The 20,859-nt window shown below is 44.3% G+C and carries 17 protein-coding genes; 16 read left to right on the top strand and 1 reads right to left on the bottom strand.

Translation table 11 applies throughout. The features are described 5' to 3' along the window. Positions 1–29 precede the first annotated feature (29 nt). From ICN12_RS06620 to ICN12_RS06545, 16 genes are all read left to right on the top strand, one after another. On the top strand, positions 30–689 hold the full coding sequence (locus ICN12_RS06620) for a response regulator (protein WP_216860525.1): 660 nt from the start codon (positions 30–32) through the stop codon (positions 687–689). Between the two features lie 128 nt (positions 690–817). Beyond that, a complete protein-coding gene (locus ICN12_RS06615) occupies positions 818–2,080 on the top strand; it encodes an MFS transporter (RefSeq protein WP_216271738.1) in 1,263 nt (420 codons plus the stop codon). A gap of 24 nt (positions 2,081–2,104) precedes the next feature. Next, positions 2,105–3,487, top strand: a complete 1,383-nt coding sequence (locus tag ICN12_RS06610; protein ID WP_216271736.1) for a NarK family nitrate/nitrite MFS transporter — start codon at positions 2,105–2,107, stop codon at positions 3,485–3,487. Between the two features lie 20 nt (positions 3,488–3,507). Then, positions 3,508–7,281, top strand: coding sequence for a nitrate reductase subunit alpha (locus tag ICN12_RS06605; RefSeq protein WP_216271734.1), 3,774 nt, complete (start codon positions 3,508–3,510; stop codon positions 7,279–7,281). Between the two features lie 12 nt (positions 7,282–7,293). Then, positions 7,294–8,817, top strand: coding sequence for a nitrate reductase subunit beta (narH, locus tag ICN12_RS06600; protein ID WP_216271732.1), 1,524 nt, complete (start codon positions 7,294–7,296; stop codon positions 8,815–8,817). A gap of 5 nt (positions 8,818–8,822) precedes the next feature. Beyond that, positions 8,823–9,503: a nitrate reductase molybdenum cofactor assembly chaperone gene (gene narJ / locus ICN12_RS06595; RefSeq protein WP_216271731.1), complete on the top strand. Its 681-nt coding sequence runs from the start codon at positions 8,823–8,825 to the stop codon at positions 9,501–9,503. Continuing rightward, a complete protein-coding gene (narI, locus tag ICN12_RS06590) occupies positions 9,500–10,201 on the top strand; it encodes a respiratory nitrate reductase subunit gamma (RefSeq protein WP_216271728.1) in 702 nt (233 codons plus the stop codon). Before narJ ends, narI begins: the two co-directional genes overlap by 4 nt. A 19-nt stretch (positions 10,202–10,220) precedes the next feature. Further along, positions 10,221–10,895 (top strand): carbonic anhydrase, encoded by a 675-nt coding sequence (locus ICN12_RS06585; protein ID WP_015420605.1) that lies wholly within the window; start codon positions 10,221–10,223, stop codon positions 10,893–10,895. Next, complete coding sequence (locus tag ICN12_RS06580; protein WP_216271727.1) at positions 10,885–11,475, top strand: nitroreductase family protein; 591 nt, start codon at positions 10,885–10,887, stop codon at positions 11,473–11,475. Before ICN12_RS06585 ends, ICN12_RS06580 begins: the two co-directional genes overlap by 11 nt. Before the next feature lie 68 nt (positions 11,476–11,543). Continuing rightward, entirely contained in the window at positions 11,544–12,092 is a 549-nt protein-coding gene (locus ICN12_RS06575; RefSeq protein WP_216230473.1) for an HPP family protein, read from the top strand. An 819-nt stretch (positions 12,093–12,911) separates the two neighbouring features. Then, complete coding sequence (locus ICN12_RS06570; RefSeq protein ID WP_255537729.1) at positions 12,912–14,069, top strand: efflux RND transporter periplasmic adaptor subunit; 1,158 nt, start codon at positions 12,912–12,914, stop codon at positions 14,067–14,069. Further along, positions 14,066–15,256: an ABC transporter permease gene (locus ICN12_RS06565; RefSeq protein WP_216271725.1), complete on the top strand. Its 1,191-nt coding sequence runs from the start codon at positions 14,066–14,068 to the stop codon at positions 15,254–15,256. The genes ICN12_RS06570 and ICN12_RS06565 overlap by 4 nt, the downstream gene beginning before the upstream one ends. Before the next feature lies 1 nt (position 15,257). Continuing rightward, on the top strand, positions 15,258–15,950 hold the full coding sequence (locus tag ICN12_RS06560; protein WP_216271723.1) for an ABC transporter ATP-binding protein: 693 nt from the start codon (positions 15,258–15,260) through the stop codon (positions 15,948–15,950). Between the two features lie 730 nt (positions 15,951–16,680). Next, positions 16,681–16,971 (top strand): co-chaperone GroES, encoded by a 291-nt coding sequence (locus ICN12_RS06555; RefSeq protein ID WP_216271721.1) that lies wholly within the window; start codon positions 16,681–16,683, stop codon positions 16,969–16,971. 26 nt (positions 16,972–16,997) lie between these two features. Next, a complete protein-coding gene (gene groL / locus ICN12_RS06550) occupies positions 16,998–18,647 on the top strand; it encodes a chaperonin GroEL (protein ID WP_216271720.1) in 1,650 nt (549 codons plus the stop codon). An 87-nt stretch (positions 18,648–18,734) separates the two neighbouring features. Continuing rightward, entirely contained in the window at positions 18,735–19,430 is a 696-nt protein-coding gene (locus ICN12_RS06545) for a hypothetical protein (RefSeq protein ID WP_216271718.1), read from the top strand. A gap of 52 nt (positions 19,431–19,482) precedes the next feature. Here the strand turns inward: ICN12_RS06545 and ICN12_RS06540 are convergent, their stop codons facing one another. Further along, positions 19,483–20,850, bottom strand: coding sequence for an NAD(P)(+) transhydrogenase (Re/Si-specific) subunit beta (locus ICN12_RS06540; RefSeq protein ID WP_216271716.1), 1,368 nt, complete (start codon positions 20,848–20,850; stop codon positions 19,483–19,485). Positions 20,851–20,859: the final 9 nt, after the last annotated feature.

Below are 20,859 nucleotides of genomic sequence, written 5' to 3'. Positions count from 1 at the left end.
TTATCTCAATATTGAAGGTGTGGAAAAAATTGGAAAAAATCCGGATTCTAGTTGTTGACGATCACACCTTATTTAGGCGAGGTTTGATCGCTTTAATTTCGCAGGCCAGTGACTTTGATGTTGTCGGCGAAGCTGGGGACGCTATTGAGGCGTTGCGCTTATGTAAATCTCTAAAGCCGGATGTAATCTTGCTTGACAATCATTTGCCTGGCGCCAGTGGCATTCAATCGCTCCCTGATATTTTTCATGCATCCCCTGATTCGACTGTCATCATGCTTACAGTGAGCGAAGATGAATCTGATTTAATGCAAGCTTTGCAAAATGGCGCCCAGGGGTATTTGCTTAAAACTAGCGAGAAAGACGAGCTTCTACTTGGCATTCGGAAGGCGTTTGAAGGTGAGTCTGTTATTAGCAAGGAGCTGACTCATAAGCTAGTTAGTGCCTTTAAGACCAATACCAGAAAAGAAGATAAGCCCTCAAATACTTCTTTGGCGGCTACGTTATCACCCAGGGAGATCGATACTGTCCGCTTGATTGCCGTTGGGTCAAGTAATAAAGAAATCGCTCGGCAGCTTGGCATAGCTGAAACTACTGTCAAGATTCACGTACAGCATATTTTGAGAAAGCTCAACTTGACTTCTCGAGTACAGGTGGCAGTGTTTGCCAATGCTGAAGGCATTATTTCGTAAGTACTAGTCCTAAAGAACTATAAGCCACAGCTGCCTATAGTTCGACTGCTTTTTGAAAGTAGTCTTTTGGAGGATATTCTTAATCCCCGTTAGTTTTGATAATTAACTCATGACATTAAGGGGTATTCATGAGTTCGATAGCCAAAACTAGCGCTAAAGCATATTCAGTTTTGATTGTCAGCACATTTGCCTTCACCGTTTGCTTTATGGTGTGGATGATGTTCGGGGTGATTGGTATACCGATTAAAAAATCACTCGACTTAAGTGCAACTCAATTTGGTCTTTTAACAGCTACCCCTATCTTGACTGGTTCACTTGTACGTGTGCCCCTGGGAATCTGGACCGATCGATTCGGTGGTCGCATTGTGATGTTTTTACTGATGCTCTCTACAGTTATTCCTATCTGGATGATGAGTTATGCCACCCAATATTGGCACTTTCTGGTTATTGGTCTATTCGTAGGCTTGGCTGGCGGATCGTTCTCTGTCGGCACTCCTTATGTAGCAAGATGGTTCCCAAAAAATCGTCAGGGTTTTGCAATGGGCGTCTATGGTGCTGGTAACTCTGGTGCCGCAGTTAACAAATTTATAGCGCCTGCCTTGGTGGTGGCATTTGGTTGGGCTGTAGTACCGCAGGTATACGCAGGCGTTATGTTGGGCGCAGCACTCTTATTTTGGATTTTTAGCGCTAGCGATCCTTCTCATTTGGTAACGAGCAATATTTCCTTTAAAGATCAATTAAAAGCCCTAAAAGACCCGAAAGTATTGCGCTACTGCCAGTACTACAGCATTGTCTTTGGTGGTTATGTTGGCCTCAGCTTGTGGATGGTGCAGTACTACGTCGGTGAGTTTGGTCTGGAAATTCGGACCGCCGCATTACTTGCTGCATGTTTCTCATTACCTGGTGGCGTATTAAGAGCAATTGGTGGATGGTTATCTGACAAATATGGCGCCCATCAGGTCACTTGGTGGGTAATGTGGGTAAGTTGGATTTGTCTTTTTTTACTCTCTTACCCCCAAACCGATTTCACTATCCAAACGATTAATGGGCCTGAGACTTTTCACATTGGCCTAAATATTTATTTGTTTACTGGCCTCATGTTCATCTTGGGCATTGCATGGGCGTTTGGTAAGGCCAGTGTTTTCAAATATATCGGCGACGACTACCCAGAAAATATCGGCACCATTTCAGGAATTGTTGGCTTGGCCGGTGGTTTGGGCGGATTCATTCTGCCGATTATGTTTGGCGCCATTTTAGATATCACAGGGATTCGTTCAAGTGCATTCATGCTGATGTACGGCGTAGTGTGGGTATCGCTTATCTGGATGTATCTCACTGAAGTTCGTAAATCTGAAGTGATGGGTGCTAAATCCATTCCATCGCTCTCTTAAATATCGCAAAGAAAAGGAAACATCATGTCCTCGACCGTAATTTCGCGCTGGGAGCCGGAGAATAAGCAGTTTTGGGAATTTACTGGAAAGCCGATCGCGAAGCGCAATTTATTGATCTCGATTCCGGCATTAACCCTCGCATTTGCAGTCTGGATGGTGTGGTCAGTAGTAGTGGTGAACTTGCCGAATGTTGGATTTAAATTCTCGACGAATCAACTTTTTTGGTTGGCATCCCTTCCTGCATTATGTGGCGCTACTCTGCGAATTTTTTATTCTTTTGCAGTTCCAATCTTTGGAGGCAGACGCTGGACGGCAATCTCAACAGCATCATTATTAATTCCAGCTATAGGTATTGGATTTGCTGTACAGAATCCATCAACCCCTTATGAGTTTTTCATCTTGCTAGCCTTGTTATGTGGGTTGGGTGGCGGAAATTTTGCTTCCTCAATGGCTAATATCAGCTTCTTTTACCCCAAAGCGCAAAAAGGCACGGCTTTAGGCCTTAATGCAGGTCTAGGTAATTTAGGTGTGTCTATTGTTCAGTTAGTTGTTCCACTGGTGATTACGGCAGGTGTATTCGGTGGCTTAGGTGGCGACTCTCAAATTATTGTAAAAGCAGGTAAAGAAGTGCCAATGTGGCTGCAAAATGCAGGCTTTATTTGGGTGCCATTTATTGCAGTATCAGCAATTGCTGCCTGGTTTGGTATGAACGATTTGGCTGAGGCAAAAGCCTCCTTTGCTGATCAAGCAGTGATCTTTAAGCGCAAACATAACTGGCTCATGTGCTGGTTGTATTTGGGTACCTTTGGCTCTTTTATTGGCTACTCAGCTGGCTTTCCTTTGCTGATTAAGAGCCAATTTCCTGGCGTTAATGCGCTTAGTTATGCATGGCTTGGACCATTGGTTGGTGCATTAGCAAGGCCTATAGGTGGATGGCTAGCCGATAAGCTAGGTGGCGCCAGAGTTACCTTCTGGAACTTCATTGCAATGGGTGCTGGTGTATTTGCAGTCCTCCATTTCTTGCCAATGAGAGGTGTTGGAGGCGAGTTCTATGGATTCTTGTTTGCCTTTATGTTACTTTTCGCCACATCTGGTGTTGGCAATGGATCAACTTTCCGCATGATCCCGGTCATTTTTTTGACAGAGCGTCAACGTGCCGCTGGCAATACTCAGGCTGACAAGGACCAAGCAATTCGTGATGCCAATAAAGAAGCTGCAGCAGTGCTCGGTTTTAGTTCTGCAGTAGGTGCTTACGGAGGATTCTTCATTCCCAAGAGTTATGGAAGTTCTATTGCTGCTACAGGCGGTCCTGAAGCTGCCCTGTACTCGTTCATTGTTTTTTACGTTACCTGTACGTTCATTACCTGGTGGTATTACAGCCGTAAGAACGCACCAATGCCTTGCTAAGAAAATATTAAAGGATTGATATGAGTCACTTTTTAGATCGCCTCAAGTTTTTATCTGCAGATAAAGAAGAGTTTTCAGATGGCCATGGTGTGACGGTCGGAGAAGACCGCACGTGGGAAGACGCTTATCGTTCGCGCTGGCAGCACGATAAGATCGTACGTTCAACGCATGGTACCAATTGCACGGGATCATGTTCTTGGAAAATTTATGTCAAAGGCGGCATTGTTACTTGGGAAACTCAGCAAACTGATTACCCGCGCACTAGACCTGACCTGCCTAATCACGAGCCTCGGGGTTGTGCACGCGGCGCGAGCTACAGCTGGTACATGTACAGTGCCAATCGCGTGAAGTATCCAATGATCCGCGGCCGACTGCTAAAGCAGTGGCGTGAAGCAAAGTCGGTCGCCAAATCTCCGGTAGATGCTTGGGCAAATTTAGTTGAAAACACTGCTAAGCGCAAAGAGTGGATGGAGTTACGGGGTAAGGGTGGTTTCGTTCGCAGTTCGTGGGATGAGGTAAATGAAATCATTGCCGCAGCGAATGTCTATACGATTAAAAAGCATGGACCCGATCGGATTATTGGCTTCTCTCCGATCCCAGCAATGTCAATGGTGAGTTATGCAGCTGGATCGCGTTACTTAAGTCTAATCGGTGGCGTATGCATGAGCTTTTACGATTGGTATTGTGATTTGCCGCCAGCTAGCCCCCAGGTATGGGGTGAGCAAACCGATGTGCCGGAATCCGCTGATTGGTATAACTCTACTTTCATCATTGCATGGGGCTCTAACGTCCCTCAAACACGTACTCCCGATGCGCACTTTTTTACCGAGGTGAGATATAAGGGTGCTAAAACGGTGGCAATCACTCCGGACTATGCCGAAATTTCTAAATTAGCAGACATTTGGATGCACCCTAAGCAGGGTACAGATGCTGCGATTGCGATGGCCATGGGGCATGTCATTCTGAAAGAGTTTTATTTCAATAAGCGCACTGAGTATTTTGATGATTACGTACGTCGCTATACAGATATGCCAAATCTGGTGATGCTGGAAGAAAAAGTATTGGATGACGGCAGAAAAGTATTGGTTCCTGGACGCTATGCGCGTTCAAGCGATTTTGATGGCAAGCTTGGCCAGACTAATGGCGCCGACTGGAAAACGGTTGCATTCGATACGGCTGGCAAGCCGGTAGTACCGAATGGGTCCATTGGATTTAGATGGGGTCCGGAGGGACGTAAAGACCAGGGTAAATGGAATCTAGAATCAAAAGAAGCTAATTACGGTAATGATGTGAAATTGAAGTTATCACTAATGGAGGATCAGTCAATACATGATGTTGTCCCCGTTGGATTCCCATACTTTGGTGGTATTGATACACCATATTTTGATGCAAATAAGCAAAGTGATGTTCTTGTTCAGAATATACCTGCTAAGAAAATTATTCTTACTGAGAATGGCGTTGAAAAAGAAGTATTTGTAGCAACAGTTTTTGACTTATTGGCAGGTAATTATGGAATTGACCGTGGATTAGGTGGTGAGTGCGCCAAATCTTATGATGACAATGGTCCTTATACTCCAGCATGGCAAGAATCCATTACCGGAGTAAAGCGTGAGCAAGTAATCACAGTGGCTCGTCAATTTGCAGAAAATGCAGAAAAGACTAAAGGCAAGTCAATGGTCATTATTGGCGCTGCGATGAATCATTGGTATCACTGTGATATGAATTACCGCGGCATCATCAATATGTTAATGATGTGTGGCTGTATCGGCCAGAGCGGTGGTGGCTGGGCTCACTATGTAGGTCAAGAAAAATTGCGCCCACAAACTGGTTGGACCCCCCTGGCTTTTGCACTGGATTGGATTCGTCCACCGCGTCAGCAAAACTCTACCAGTTTCTTTTATGCGCATACCGATCAATGGCGCTATGAAAAACTTGGTATGGAGGAGGTGTTATCGCCCCTAGCAAATAAAGAGGAGTACACGGGCAGCATGATTGACTTTAACGTCCGTGCAGAGCGGATGGGTTGGTTGCCATCAGCTCCCCAGTTAAAGACAAATCCCCTTGAGGTTGTAAAAGAGGCTCTTGCTGCAGGTAAAGATCCTAAGAAATATGTTGTTGATGGCTTGAAGTCTGGAACATTACAAATGAGTTGCGAGGACCCAGATCATCCAAGCAATTGGCCGCGAAATATGTTCGTATGGAGATCTAATATTTTAGGATCCTCAGGAAAAGGGCACGAGTATTTTTTAAAACACCTACTGGGAACAAGTCACGGTGTTCAGGGCAAGGATCTTGGAGCTGATGAGGCAAGACCTTCTGAAGTCGAGTGGCATGATAAGGCGCCTGAAGGCAAGCTTGATTTATTAGTGACCTTAGATTTTCGGATGAGTACTACCTGTTTGTATTCCGACATTGTTCTACCTACTGCTACTTGGTATGAGAAGAATGACCTTAATACTAGCGACATGCATCCATTTATCCATCCGTTATCTACAGCCGTTGACCCCGCTTGGGAGGCTCGTAGTGATTGGGATATCTATAAAGGATTTGCGAAAAAGTTTTCAGAGGTGTGCGTAGGTCATCTGGGTGTTGAAAAAGAGATTGTGATGACTCCCTTAATGCACGACACGCCCGCTGAATTAGCTCAGGCATTTGATGTGCAGGAATGGAAGAAAGGTGAGTGCGATCTCATACCCGGAAAAACTGCGCCTCAAATTGCCGTAGTAGAGCGTGACTATCCAAATACTTATAACCGCTTTACGGCCTTAGGTCCGCTCATGGACAAGGTTGGAAACGGCGGGAAGGGTATTGCTTGGGATACCAAGGTTGAAGTGGAGCAGTTGCGGGAGCTCAATGGTCGTGTTGAGCATGGCGAGATGAAGGGGATGGCAAAAATCTCAACGGATATTGATGCTGCTGAGGTTGTATTAATGCTTGCTCCTGAGACAAATGGTCATGTAGCAGTCAAGGCTTGGGATGCATTATCCAAAATCACGGGCCTTGAGCATGCGCATTTAGCTTTGCATCGCGAGGATGAGAAGATTCGTTTCCGTGATATTCAGGCGCAGCCAAGAAAGATCATCAGTTCGCCAACTTGGTCTGGACTGGAGAGTGAAAAAGTTTCTTATAACGCTTGTTATACAAACGTTCATGAGTACATTCCTTGGAGAACATTGACTGGCCGTCAACAGTTCTATCAGGATCACAAATGGATGCGGGCATTTGGCGAAGGATTTGTTTCTTATAGACCGCCGGTAGATTTAAAGACCATTATTGAGGTCAAGGGCATTAAGCCTAATGGAAATAAAGAAATTGTTTTGAACTTCATTACGCCGCATCAAAAGTGGGGCATTCATTCCACCTATAGCGATAACTTGATGATGCTGACTCTGAATCGTGGTGGACCAGTCGTTTGGTTGAGTGAAGATGATGCGGTTAAAGCTGGTATTGTGGATAACGATTGGGTTGAGCTATATAACGCCAATGGAGCAATAGCAGCGAGAGCTGTCGTGAGCCAAAGGGTAAATCCAGGAATGGTCATGATGTATCACGCTCAAGAGAAGATCATCAATACGCCAGGATCTGAGATTACTGGTATGCGCGGTGGTATTCATAACTCGGTAACGCGGATTGTTCTTAAGCCCACACACATGATTGGTGGTTATGCGCAACTTAGTTATGGATTTAATTACTACGGAACGATTGGAACTAACCGAGATGAGTTTGTGACAGTTCGGAAGATGCGAAATATTGATTGGCTTGATAGTGAAAATGCCAACACAGTTCAAGCGTAACGGAGAAAATAGATGAAAATTCGCGCACAAATTGGCATGGTCTTAAATCTGGATAAATGTATCGGCTGTCACACATGCTCCGTTACTTGCAAGCAGGTTTGGACGAATCGTCCAGGGATGGAGTACGCCTGGTTTAATAACGTTGAAACAAAACCAGGAATCGGTTACCCAAAAAATTGGGAAGATCAAGAGAAGTGGAAGGGTGGCTGGAAGCGTAAAAGCAATGGCAAGATTGAGCCTAAACAAGGTGGTAGGTCCAAGATTTGGATGAACTTATTTGGCAACCCTAATTTGCCAGAAATAGACGATTACTACGAACCATTTACATTTGACTATGAGCATTTACAAAGCGCTCCCGAATCTAAGGCCACTCCGACTGCTCGCCCAAGAAGCTTAATCACTGGCAAGCGCATGGAGAAGATAGAGTGGGGCCCAAACTGGGAAGAAATTCTTGGTGGTGAGTTCGCAAAACGTAGTAAAGACTCCAACTTTGATCAAATGCAAAAAGACGTATGGGGACAGTTCGAAAATACATTCATGATGTATATGCCACGTCTGTGTGAGCATTGTTTGAACCCTGCTTGCGTTGCATCTTGTCCATCAGGTTCTATTTACAAGCGTGAAGAGGATGGGATTGTTTTAATTGACCAGGATAAATGCCGTGGATGGCGTATGTGCGTCTCTGCATGTCCGTACAAAAAGATTTATTACAACTGGAAAAGCGGTAAAGCAGAGAAATGCATTTTCTGCTATCCACGTATTGAGGCGGGTCAACCAACAGTCTGTTCGGAAACCTGTGTTGGCCGTATCCGTTATTTAGGTGTCATGCTTTACGATGCCGACCAAATTGAAAGCGCTGCCAGCGTTGAGAGCGAAAAAGATTTATATAAAGCACAGTTGAAGGTATTTTTGGATCCAAATGATCCAGAAGTACAGAAACAAGCTTTAGCTGACGGCGTGCCTCCATCTTGGGTGGAGTCTGCCAAAAAGAGCCCTGTATACAAAATGGCGATGGATTGGAAAATTGCATTACCACTTCATCCAGAATATAGAACGCTTCCAATGGTTTGGTATGTTCCACCACTTTCCCCGGTTACTGGGGCAGTGGAGGCTGGTTATGTCGGAGTAAATGGCCATATTCCAGATGTGAAGCAGTTACGTATTCCGGTGCAATATTTAGCCAATATGTTAACTGCTGGAGATGAGGCTCCGGTGATATCCGCCTTAGAAAAAATGTTGGCAATGAGGGCATGGCAGCGAGATAAGCATGTGGATGGCACACGCAATCTAGAGGCATTGAAACAGGCTGGCATCTCCGAAGATCAGGTGGAAGATATGTATCAGACCATGGCGATTGCTAACTATGAAGATCGTTTTGTCATTCCAACATCGCATCGTGAGTATGCAGAAAATACATTCGATATGAAGGGAAGTTGCGGCTTTACTTTTGGAAACGGATGCTCTGATGGCGACTCTGAAGCAAGTCTCTTCGGCGGTACTAAGCGTCGCACCATTCCAATTAAGCCGGCTGTTTAGGAGAAATGATGAAACATTCACTACCATTACGAGCGCTTTCTAGATTTCTTCAGTATCCAGATGCAGAGATTATTCAGCATTCAGCCGAAGTGACTAGTGCGCTATTGGCAATGCCAAAGCTCACTAAAAAGGTTTATGCCGGTCTAGTTGATTTTGTTAACCACCTGGAATCTGCAGATTTGTATGACCTGCAGGAAGAATATGTAGAGTGCTTTGATCGAGGTAGGGCGACATCCCTGCACTTGTTTGAGCATGTTCATGGAGACTCTCGTGAGCGCGGTCAAGCTATGGTTGACTTACTTCAAACTTATAAAGATGGTGGTTTAGAGTTAAGCGCTAATGAGCTTCCCGATCACTTGTCGGTAATTCTCGAGTTTGCCTCAACACTACCCTTAGATCAGTCCAGGCAATTTATTGGGGAAATGGCCCATATCTTGAATGCCGTCTACTCCACTTTAGTTGCTCGTAACAACCGTTACGCATGGTTGATAGCTGCAGCTATAGAGTTCTCCGGTGAAAAATTCAAAATTGTTGAATTGAAGATTGAGGAAGAGTCTATGGATGAAGAGTGGGCAGAGCCTCCAGCATTTGGCGGATGCTCAACCCGTGGCCAATCCAAACCCGGTGAAGAGCAACCGCTTCAATTTGTCAAACGTGCGAAAGAGTTCAAAGGAGTTCAGCCATGAGCTATCTAGATACATTTATTTTTGGAATTTATCCTTATATTTGCCTTGCGGTATTTTTTGTAGGAAGTCTTATTCGGTTTGATAGGGATCAGTACACCTGGAAAAGCGACTCAAGCCAATTATTACGTAAGAAACAATTGCGCATAGGCAGCATCTTCTTTCATATTGGCGTGCTCTTTTTATTCTTTGGCCACTTCTTTGGCATGCTGACACCACATTTCTTGTATGAGCCATTTATTACGGCCGGTCAAAAGCAGGTTATGGCAATGGCAAGTGGTGGCATCGCTGGCGTATTTGGATTTATTGGATTAACCATTCTTTTACATAGACGTTTGACCGACGATCGAATCCGTATTACTTCAAAGCCAAGTGATATTTTGATTGTTGTAGTGCTCTGGTTGCAGTTATTGCTCGGTTTAGCAACCATTCCTCTATCTGGCCAACATTTAGATGGTTCGGTCATGATGAAGCTGGCAGGCTGGGCTCAACATATAGTCACCTTACGTGGTGGAGCTGTTGAGTTATTAAGTGGGGTAGATTGGGTATTTAAATTGCACATGTTCTTAGGAATGACAATTTTCTTAATCTTTCCATTTACCCGACTTGTTCATATTTGGAGTGGGTTTGCATCCATCACCTATCTGGTAAGACCATATCAAATTGTACGTAGTAGAAAATTCGGTATGGGTCGTAAGTAAACGATGAGAGCAATTGACGATGCCAGATGAGTTATTAGATCGACTGCGCAAATTTCGGACAGAATATTTCCCGGCGCATCGCCAAGAATTTACAAGCCTTATTCAAAATGGGCAGACACCTAAAACCTTATTTTTAGGTTGTTCTGATTCCAGAATTGTTCCATATTTACTTACCGGAACGGGGCCTGGAGACTTGTTTATTTTGCGCAATGTAGGCGCCATTGTTCCACCTTACGATGGTTCCTATGGTATTCATGGGACGGCTGCAGGAATTGAATTTGCAGTAATGCAACTTAATGTTAGTCGAATTGTTGTATGTGGACATAGTCATTGTGGGGCAGTCAGGTCAGCTTATGAAGGGGTGCCAGAAGAGGCGATTAATTTAAGTGCTTGGCTTGAATTAATTGATGAGGCACTTTTGCCGGTCTGCCAAACCCCTGAGGCACTCCGAAGGGTGGAGCAACGCTCAGTCATCTTGCAGCTAGAACGTTTAATGGAATACCCAATGGTTCGCTCACAAGTTGAAAACAAGGAGTTAACCCTTCACGGTTGGTATTACGTAATTGAAGAGGGTGAAGTGCAGGTATTTGATGTAACTGAAGGAAAGTTTATCCCGGCGCACCATGCAGATAGCTGCGGAACCGGGCCTTACGCTGATGATCATTTTGATGGAGATCCAAAACATGTCGAATAACCAGACTGCAGAAATGGCGGCAGCATTAATTAGCTCAAGACAATCATTTTTGCCTAAAAGGCTATTTCAGCCTGGGCCTACCCCAGAGCAATTGGAAAGTATTTTTTCGATGGCTGCGACGGCGCCTGATCATAATTTGACTCGTCCGTGGCGTTTTGTTATCTGCCCTCTTGAGTGCAGGGGATTATTAGCGGACGCCTTTGCAAAATCATTGCTTGAGCGGGACCCGGGTGCAACTGAGCAACAAGTTCAGGACGCCATGGTGAAAGCCCATAGAGCACCTTTGGTAATGCTAGCAATTGTGAATGCTAGAGGTACGGATTCAGAAGTTCCACCTAGCGAACGAATCATTTCCGCTGGATGTGCCATACAGAACATCTTTTTAATTTCCCATGCTATGGGGTTTGGTGCAAGCCCAACAAGTGGTAAATCAATGTATATGAAGCCGGTAAGGGAGCTATTTGGCCTTCAAGATTACGAGGATCCATTATGTTTTATTAATATAGGTACGCCAGATAGATCCACCCCTCCAAAGCCACGTATGATCCCTTCTGAATTTGTGTCTACATTGGAATTCTAAGCGCCTAATTAATTAATAGCCTAAAGAAACATGGATTGAATATTGATTTCTGCTAAATTCTATAAGATATGAGTAATCGTTGGGAAAACTATCTATCTAGACTTAAAAAGTATATTCCGCCCGATCCTTATGGATTTTCTTGGCTAGAAATCCTTAGGATTTGCTTTGGGGTAGATGTACTGATTATTGCTGTCATCATGTTTAATGAGCTAGTTGGCACAACTGAGCAAGCGGTGCCTATCAATGCTGCTTTTTTGGTGATGGCGCTGATGATTTTTCTAATGCCATCTAGCCCGATGTTTCATCCTAAGGCAATTATCGAAGGCAACGTGGTTTCTGCATTATTGGCTGCAGCCAGCGTCTCTATCTTCCCTTCGCCATTTGTGGGAATGCCAGCAGCGGTTGTCGCTTCAGCTTTAGCTATGTATAGTTTAAAGTGCTTTAGCCCAACAGCTTTATTACTGGCAATGTTTATCGCCGCTGGAAATATTAGTAGCTATTACTTTGCGATCTATCCTATTTTTGCGGACTCGTTAGTCCTGGTTGCCGCTGCATATCTGTACGGAAAATTAACCAAGAAACCCTACCCGATTAAGGAACTTAGCAAACAGGGTTAAAAGCAACGCAACATATGTAATTTAGATTAAGTCCTAGTCTTGGGATGCGCTTTAAATTACCTCAATGCAGTATTTTTGACTAAGTGGGGGTGTGTATGGGAAAGAAAGATTCTTGCCCGTTGGACGGAAGCTGGACTCGCGATCATTGCACGGCATATAACGATCGTAAAAAGCATCAAACTCTGTCTGAGTGTGTGCATAGAGATAATTGCACTAATTTTAGGAAAATTATAGAGTCTGATCTGGATGAGTCAGTATCAAGTTCAAAAAAAATTTTATTAAATGGAATTCCTAATATTTTTGAGGATTAATTTCTTTTTTGGAGGCATTAATCGATACACTTGAAAATGCAAAATCTCCAATCTGAAATTAAACTACGAGAACCTTTAAATTTAGTTGGGTTATTTATCTAGGCGTTGCTTTGACTAAGGTTTAAGCTTCAAAAGACTTCGCAAATACCCAAATCTACAATAGAAGGACAGCTATTGCTAGATTAAGCGATCACATATTGGCCATTGAATTCTTATTATCAATGTTGTGTTTTTTGGATTTATCTTCGGGTACAAATAATGCATTTTTAGTTTATTTAATTTTTTTGCTGCCTGAAGATCATTATTCATTATATCTTAAAATATAATGAATAATGATCCAAGAAAAAGCAAAGTAGACAAAAAGCGAGAGTTAACTTTGATTGAGTTGATCTCCTGTGAGATGGGTAATTAAATCGCTATTTGACAACCAAAAGGAGCATCATTAAGGGACACATCTCGTTCACTTAAGTTTATTGATGGTTCGCAAAATATAAACCTAGATTCAAATATGAATACCACAATTAAATTAAAAGAACTCTTAAGTTCGCTTCTACTCCGAATGCGTGAATTGAACATTACCCGCCGTCAATTACTGATGGGTCTCACGCTTACATTTTTATTAGTCGTATTTGGATTTGTTGTTCTAAATTCTGGGCCTTTAGCGTCCACAAAAGTGACGACTATTAAAGTTAGCGATCAATCGCTTGCACCCACACTATTTGGAGTGGGAACAATTGAAGCGAGGCGGTCATATTTGATGGGACCAGTAGTTGCTGGACGCGTTTCAAACGTATATGTAGATGTAGGCAATTTGGTTAAAGAGGGTCAACTACTTGCCGAGATGGATTCTATTGATCTGAATCAGAGAATGATTGCTGCTCAGGCACAAGTGACTGATGCAAAGGCACGCTTACTGCTGGCTTCTGAAACGTACAAGCGATATGTGGAGTTGGGAAAGAAAAATTTTATTAGCCCAATTGTTGTTGAAGGCAAGTCACAGGAACTCAATTCAGCAAAAGCGATTGTTCAAAAAACAACTGCTGATTTGGCTGGGCTTAAACAACAAGAGCTTAATATTAAATTAAGGGCTCCAGTAGATGGGATCATTACATCTAGAGATGCCGAGCCAGGCTCAACTGTTATTGCTGGTCAGGCGGTTTTAAAATTAATCGACCCAACGAGCCTATGGATTAAGACGCGTTTTGACCAAGGTAAGTCAATGGGATTAGCCGTTGGCTTAGATGCAAATGTGATATTGCGCTCTAATCCACATCACCCAATCTCGGGCAAGGTAGTTCGCGTTGAGATGCTCAGTGATAGTGTTGCGGAAGAACGCATTGCCCAAATTGAAATGATAGATATGCCCAAGACTGTTTCAGTTGGGGAGATGGCAGAAGTGACATTGCAATTAGCCCCCAGTGAATATGGCCTTAGCTTGCCCAATGCAAGCATTAAAAAGAGGGGTGATGAAACTGGGGTATGGGTGCTCAAAGATGGCAAGCCCTACTTTGCTCGAGTACAAGTTGGACAAAACGGCTTAAATGGTCAAGTGGTTATTCTGAGTGGACTTAAGAGTGGTGATGAAGTTGTTCTCTATAGCGATGCTGAAATTAAAGAAGGGCAGCGTATTAAGGTAGTTGATTCTTTATTGAAGAAAACGCCGTGATTAGCCTAGCGGGTCGTGACATTGCGCATTCTTGGGGTAAGTTTGCTCTAACGGGATTGGGCCTCGGACTGCTAATCGGTGTCACTCTAACAATGGCAGGGGTATATCGAGGCATGGTGGATGATGCCATGGCCCTACTAAACAATAGCGGTGCAGATCTTTGGGTGGTACAAAAAGATACCCAAGGCCCTTATGCTGAAGCATCCAGCATTCGAGATGACTATGTAAGAGGCGTGTTGGGGATGCCGGGCGTTGCACGCGCAGCTAACATCACCTATCTCACAATGCAGGTTCGTAAAGGGCAGAGTGATACTAGAGTCATGGTGGTTGGGGTAGAAAGTGGGCAGCTTGGTGAGCCGGCTTATTTGATTTCCGGTCGACATATTGTTCAGTCACACTATGAAGCATTGGCGGATGTTAAAACGGGGTTTGAGCTAAACGACCTCATTCAAATTAAGCGCCATCAGTATCGGGTAGTGGGTTTAACTCGCCGTATGGTCTCATCGGGTGGCGATCCAATGGTATTCATTCCAATTAAAGACGCACAAGAGGCGCAATTTCTAAAGGACAACGATGCGATTCTGAATGATCGCGCCAGAAATATAGCTAATCCGAGTTTGAATCGCCCCATTCCTGGCTTATTGGATGCCATTACAGCATCGCAATCTACCAATCACAGCGTGAATGCCATCCTTGTTCAAATCCAAGGGGGAAGAACTCCGGAGGAGGTGGCTAAACCAATCCGTCGCTGGAAACATCTTGAGGTGTATACAAGGGCGCAGATGGAAGAAATCCTTGTTGCTAAGTTGATCGCAAATTCCGCAAAACAGATTGGTATGTTTCTAGTGATCTTGGCGGTAGTAAGCGCTGCCATTGTGGCTTTCATTATCTACACCATGACCCTAGGAAAGATTAGGGAGATTGCCGTGTTGAAATTGATTGGCACTCAAAATAGCACTATTGCTAGCATGATCTTGCAACAAGCCCTTGGATTGGGTTTAATCGGGTTTATTGTGGGAAAAACTTCAGCTACTTTTTGGGCGCCGCTGTTTCCAAAATATGTTTTATTGGAGCCGATAGATGCAGTCATCGGATTCATTTTAGTGATGGTCATATGCGCTTTAGCTAGTACCTTGGCGATCAGGACTGCATTGCTAGTAGATCCTGCCCAAGCGATAGGGGGCTGATATGAGTACATACAGTATTCAATTAGAGGGACTTCGAAAAACTTACGGACATGGTGATGCTGCTGTAGATGCCCTAAAAAATGTCAACATGCAAATTGCTCCTGGTGAAGTGGTTGGGCTTATAGGCCCATCTGGGTCTGGAAAAAGTACGCTACTGAAATGTCTAGGAGCAGTCATTGAGCCCACAGCAGGTCGCATGACTTTGGGTGGTGAAGTGATCTACGAGAATGGTTGGAAGATTAAGGACTTAAGGGCTCTGAGAAGAGACAAAATTGGCTTTATTTTTCAAGCGCCTTACTTAATTCCCTTTCTGAACGTGACGGATAACGTGGCGCTTTTACCTATGCTTGCGGGGGTGCCAAACAATATTGCTAGAGCGAGGGCTAAGGAGTTACTAGAAGCTTTAGATGTTGCGCATCGGGCGAATGCTAACCCATCAGAATTATCTGGGGGTGAGCAACAACGAGTTTCCATTGCAAGGGCTTTGGCAAATAGACCCCCAGTGATTTTAGCCGACGAACCGACAGCTCCTTTAGATAGCGAAAGAGCCTTAGGAGTGATGGGGATCTTAAATCAAATGGCCAGCCAATATCAGACTGCAATTATTGTGGTTACCCATGATGAAAAAATTATCCCTCTATTTAAGCGAATTTACGCTATTAGAGATGGGCAAACTATTGAGCAATCTAGATAGGAATTCATGATTAATTTCCGAGTCAAAAAATTCAGCTTGGTTACTCATTGGCAGTTTTCCAAACAAGCGTTACTTAAATTAACGCTCGCAATGCTAATAAAAGAACCCTTTGGAGCAACAAGCTGTTAGATGGTTGCTTTAAAAATTCTTTGGTTTTTAAAACTAAAGAGTAAGCAAACGTTTCTTGCTATCCCTTAAAATTAGTCACACATACGCTTACATACCAATATTTAGGAGACGTAAGCTCTTGAAATCCCAGTAGTTTTCTTTGGATTTCTGCTCTCATAATCCTTTGGTCCCAGGTTCAAGTCCTGATGGGCCCACTAAGAAGCGCTTAAACCCTCTTCGACTGATTTTGTTATCTGCGACGGTCTCTTATGGGTCGATTTGGGACATTTGGAAATCTAATCTATTGAACTCCGAACGTCCGCACTAGCTTCAAGACTGATCGCTGATGTTAATGGGCCACTCTTAAGGCTTTAATCTTTGATGAGATTTAAGAATCAGTGAGCAAATTTTAAAAATAAGTGATCTCCTACATCAGAAATTTAAGGCAATTTTGCCCTTGAAATCCCTGGAATCAGACCTATATAATCAGCACTCCCTACACGCGAGTGCTAAAACAGGCTTATTAAGCTTAAAAGCTTGTTACCTTCGTGTTAAGAGATTGCAACACATTGATTTATATTGGTTTTTTAATTAGTTAACACTTACTAACATAGGAGAAGGAATGAATCTGCGTCCTTTACATGATCGCGTAATCATTAAACGTTTAGATCAAGAATCAAAAACTGCATCTGGAATCATCATCCCAGAGGCTGCTGCTGAAAAGCCAGACCAAGGTGAAGTATTGGCAGTTGGCCCAGGCAAACGTGATGACAGCGGTAAGTTGAATGCACCAGACGTCAAAGTTGGCGATCGCGTGTTATTTGGCAAATATGCAGGTCAAACAGTTAAGGTCGGCAGCGACGAGCTTCTCGTAATGCGCGAAGAAGACATCATGGCTGTTGTACAGAAGTAATCGGTACCTAAGAAAGGAACTTAATCATGGCAGCAAAAGACGTCGTATTTGGAGATATCGCCCGTACCAAGATGGTAGAAGGCGTAAATATTCTAGCGAACGCAGTAAAAACTACTTTGGGACCAAAGGGTCGCAATGTGGTGATCGAGCGTTCATTTGGAGGCCCAACCATCACTAAAGATGGCGTAACCGTAGCAAAAGAAATCGAACTCAAAGACAAGCTCCAGAACATGGGTGCTCAGATGGTCAAGGAAGTTGCTTCCAAAACTAATGACATCGCTGGTGACGGTACCACTACCGCTACTGTATTGGCTCAGTCTATCGTTCGCGAAGGCATGAAGTACGTAGTTTCAGGTCATAACCCAATGGACTTGAAGCGCGGTATCGACAAAGCTGTTTCAGCTGCAATCGAAGAGCTCAAGAAAATCAGCAAGCCTTGTACAACTACTAAAGAAATCGCTCAAGTTGGCTCTATTTCAGCTAATAGCGATTACAGCATTGGCCAGCGTATCGCTGAAGCAATGGAAAAAGTAGGTAAAGAAGGTGTGATTACCGTTGAAGATGGCAAGTCATTGGAAGATGAGCTTGAAGTGGTTGAGGGTATGCAGTTTGACCGCGGTTACCTCTCCCCATATTTCATCAATCAGCCTGAAAAGCAAGTTGCCATCCTGGAAACGCCATACGTTCTCTTGTTTGACAAGAAAGTTAGCAATATCCGTGATTTACTTCCAGTACTCGAGCAAGTAGCGAAGTCTGGCCGTCCATTGTTGATCATTGCAGAAGATGTTGAAGGCGAAGCCTTGGCAACTTTAGTTGTGAACAATATTCGCGGCATCATCAAGACTTGTGCTGTTAAGGCTCCAGGTTTTGGCGATCGTCGTAAAGCCATGTTGGAAGACATTGCGATTTTGACTGGCGGTACCGTGATTGCTGAAGAAATCGGCCTCACACTCGAGAAAACTACTCTTGAGCATTTAGGTCAGGCGAAGCGCATTGAAATCGGCAAAGAAAACACCATCATTATTGACGGTGCTGGCGATGCTAAAGCAATCGAAGCACGCGTGAAGAACGTTCGTGTTCAGATCGAAGAAGCCACTAGCGACTACGACAAAGAGAAGTTGCAAGAGCGCGTTGCCAAGTTGGCAGGCGGTGTTGCAGTGATTCGTGTTGGTGCTGCTACTGAAGTAGAAATGAAAGAAAAGAAAGACCGTGTTGATGATGCATTGCACGCAACTCGTGCAGCGGTTGAAGAAGGTATTGTTCCTGGCGGCGGCGTTGCTTTGTTACGCGCGATGCAGGGTATCAAGGGCTTGAAAGGCGATAACGCTGATCAAGATGCTGGTATCAACATCGTATTGCGCGCCATGGAAGAGCCAATTCGTATCATCGTTTCTAACGCAGGCGACGAAGCCAGTGTAGTTGTTAATGCAGTGTTGGCTAGCAAAGGCAACAACGGTTACAACGCAGCAACTGGTGAATACGGCGACCTCGTAGCTCAAGGTGTGATCGATCCAACTAAGGTAACAAAAACTGCATTGGTTAATGCCGCTTCTGTTGCAGCCTTGTTGTTGACTACTGATTGCGCAATCTGCGAAGCACCAAAGGATGACTCCGCTGGTGGCATGCCTGATATGGGCGGCATGGGTGGTATGGGTGGAATGGGCGGCATGATGTAATTGCCGTAAATTTCCTCAGCTATCAAGCTGTAGAAACTAAAGCGCCTGGTTCAAAAGACCAGGCGTTTTTTTTGGTACAGTGGGCTAATGAAGAAACTATATCAATTACTTTTAATTGTTTTCTGCCTTAGTGCTGAAATGGCTAGTGCACAACCTAGCTTTGAAAAAGGCGTTTCAAATCTGCGGAATCAACGTTACTGTGAAGTTCTCTATGGCAAACGCCATTTTCTGAATCTGGAAGTTAAGGTATTCAATACGCAGGGTCTGAATTTCTGTCCCGAGGATAAGTGGCGGGCATTATCTAAAGCGGCTATTGTGAAGCAATTTGATGCTTCCTTTGTAGTGTTAAATGGCCCCCGGTATTGGATGATGGATGAGATTCAGGCGGCGGGCGCAACCGTTAATAATGTCAAACAATCTTTTGGTGGCGTTGAAATGAACTTAAGGGCAACGGTTGATATAGGGCTCTTAAAACAAATTCTTGGGGACAAGCGCTTTACGCCAAATCAAATTACCCGCACCACTAATTTTATCTATAAGGCAGGAAGCCTTATATATGAACTTACTTCCCCTGCGGGTGAGGTCTACGTCATGCAGTCATACTCACAAATAGAAAATCCTGCATTGACAATGAATGATCTGCCAGATTTAAATAAGCAGCTAAAACTCCCCAAGGGATGGGTCTATCGAAGCAGGGTCTTAGATCAGAATTTATCTTTAGTTGCCAATGGGGTGGCCTACGTTCTCCAAGACAATCTCTCTAATAGCTATCAGAGACGTTAATAAAAAACCGCCCGAAGGCGGCTTTTTATTGGGGTGAATGCTTAGCTATTGCTTAACTTACCGACTTGACCATATCTTCCACAACCTTCTTCGCATCACCGAAGACCATCATGGTTTTATCCATATAGAAGAGTTCATTATCTAGGCCGGCATAACCTGCAGCCATTGAACGCTTGTTCACGATGATGGTTTTGGCTTTAAATGCTTCCAAAATCGGCATGCCAAAGATTGGGCTACCTGGGGTACGGGCGGCAGGATTGACCACGTCGTTTGCACCAAGGATTAACACCACATCAGCTTGACCGAAGTCGCTATTGATATCTTCCATCTCGAATACTTGATCGTATGGCACTTCAGCTTCAGCTAGGAGCACGTTCATGTGACCGGGCATACGACCGGCAACCGGGTGAATCGCGTACTTCACGGTTACACCATGATGAGTTAATTTCTCTGTTAATTCTTTTAGAGCATGTTGAGCGCGGGCAACGGCTAAACCATAGCCAGGAACGATGATGACCGTGTCCGCATTTTCCATGAGGAAGGCCGCATCTTCTGGTGAGCCCGTTTTGTAGTTCTTAGGGCCGCCGTCATCGTCACCACCAGCCGCCGCTTCAGCACCAAAGCCACCAAGCAACACTGCCAAGATCGAGCGGTTCATTGCCTTACACATAATGTAAGACAGAATCGCGCCAGAAGAGCCTACGCAAGCGCCGGCAATAATCAATACTGGGTTATTTAATGTGAAACCAATACCTGCTGCTGCCCAACCGGAGTAGCTGTTGAGCATGGAGACCACGACCGGCATATCTGCACCACCGATTGGGATGATCAAGGTCACACCCAAAACCAAGGCAATCGCGCACATCACCAAGAAGGCTTCGTGGCTACCAGTCATGAAGTACATCACGCCACCAGAAACCATGCCAATAGCAAGGATCAGGTTGAGTAAATGTTGACCAGCAAAAGTCACTGGTTTACCGCTGACCTTGCCAGATAATTTTCCAAAAGCAATGACAGAAGCAGTAAAGGTAATTGCACCAATAAATGCGCCGATAAAGAGTTCAATCTTTTGCGCGCCAGTATGGTCATGGGCAGGGTTATATACCGCTGCAATCGCAATCAATACTGCTGATAAACCAACAAAGGAGTGCATGAGTGCTACGAGCTCAGGCATCTTCGTCATCTGCACACGCTTAGCTGCAAGTGTTCCAATGATGGCGCCGCCAACAATTGCGCCAATGATCAACGAGAAGACTGGCTTAAAGTCAGGAATCATGAAGGTGGTAATCACGGCAAGCAACATGCCGATCATGCCGAAGGTATTGCCTTGGCGTGAAGTCGTTGGCGAAGACAGTCCACGCAGGGCGAGGATGAACAGCACCGAAGAAATGAGATAGGAAATCGCGGTTATGTTTAACATTATTGTGGT

It is taken from the genome of Polynucleobacter sp. AM-25C3 (genome assembly GCF_018882335.1).
Taxonomy (GTDB): domain Bacteria; phylum Pseudomonadota; class Gammaproteobacteria; order Burkholderiales; family Burkholderiaceae; genus Polynucleobacter.
Note: the sequence above shows the minus strand (reverse complement) of the source record. Positions and strands in the feature narration are given on the sequence as shown.

What these genes read in the sequence shown, in the direction of transcription:
- ICN12_RS06615 (WP_216271738.1), top strand. Translation starts at nt 818, where the DNA reads ATGAGTTCGATAGCCAAAACTAGCGCTAAAGCATATTCAGTTTTGATT.
- ICN12_RS06610 (WP_216271736.1), top strand. Translation starts at nt 2,105, where the DNA reads ATGTCCTCGACCGTAATTTCGCGCTGGGAGCCGGAGAATAAGCAGTTT.
- ICN12_RS06605 (WP_216271734.1), top strand. Translation starts at nt 3,508, where the DNA reads ATGAGTCACTTTTTAGATCGCCTCAAGTTTTTATCTGCAGATAAAGAA.
- narH (WP_216271732.1), top strand. Translation starts at nt 7,294, where the DNA reads ATGAAAATTCGCGCACAAATTGGCATGGTCTTAAATCTGGATAAATGT.
- narJ (WP_216271731.1), top strand. Translation starts at nt 8,823, where the DNA reads ATGATGAAACATTCACTACCATTACGAGCGCTTTCTAGATTTCTTCAG.
- narI (WP_216271728.1), top strand. Translation starts at nt 9,500, where the DNA reads ATGAGCTATCTAGATACATTTATTTTTGGAATTTATCCTTATATTTGC.
- ICN12_RS06585 (WP_015420605.1), top strand. Translation starts at nt 10,221, where the DNA reads ATGCCAGATGAGTTATTAGATCGACTGCGCAAATTTCGGACAGAATAT.
- ICN12_RS06580 (WP_216271727.1), top strand. Translation starts at nt 10,885, where the DNA reads ATGTCGAATAACCAGACTGCAGAAATGGCGGCAGCATTAATTAGCTCA.
- ICN12_RS06575 (WP_216230473.1), top strand. Translation starts at nt 11,544, where the DNA reads ATGAGTAATCGTTGGGAAAACTATCTATCTAGACTTAAAAAGTATATT.
- ICN12_RS06570 (WP_255537729.1), top strand. Translation starts at nt 12,912, where the DNA reads ATGAATACCACAATTAAATTAAAAGAACTCTTAAGTTCGCTTCTACTC.
- ICN12_RS06560 (WP_216271723.1), top strand. Translation starts at nt 15,258, where the DNA reads ATGAGTACATACAGTATTCAATTAGAGGGACTTCGAAAAACTTACGGA.
- ICN12_RS06555 (WP_216271721.1), top strand. Translation starts at nt 16,681, where the DNA reads ATGAATCTGCGTCCTTTACATGATCGCGTAATCATTAAACGTTTAGAT.
- groL (WP_216271720.1), top strand. Translation starts at nt 16,998, where the DNA reads ATGGCAGCAAAAGACGTCGTATTTGGAGATATCGCCCGTACCAAGATG.
- ICN12_RS06545 (WP_216271718.1), top strand. Translation starts at nt 18,735, where the DNA reads ATGAAGAAACTATATCAATTACTTTTAATTGTTTTCTGCCTTAGTGCT.
- ICN12_RS06540 (WP_216271716.1), bottom strand. Translation starts at nt 20,850, where the DNA reads ATGTTAAACATAACCGCGATTTCCTATCTCATTTCTTCGGTGCTGTTC.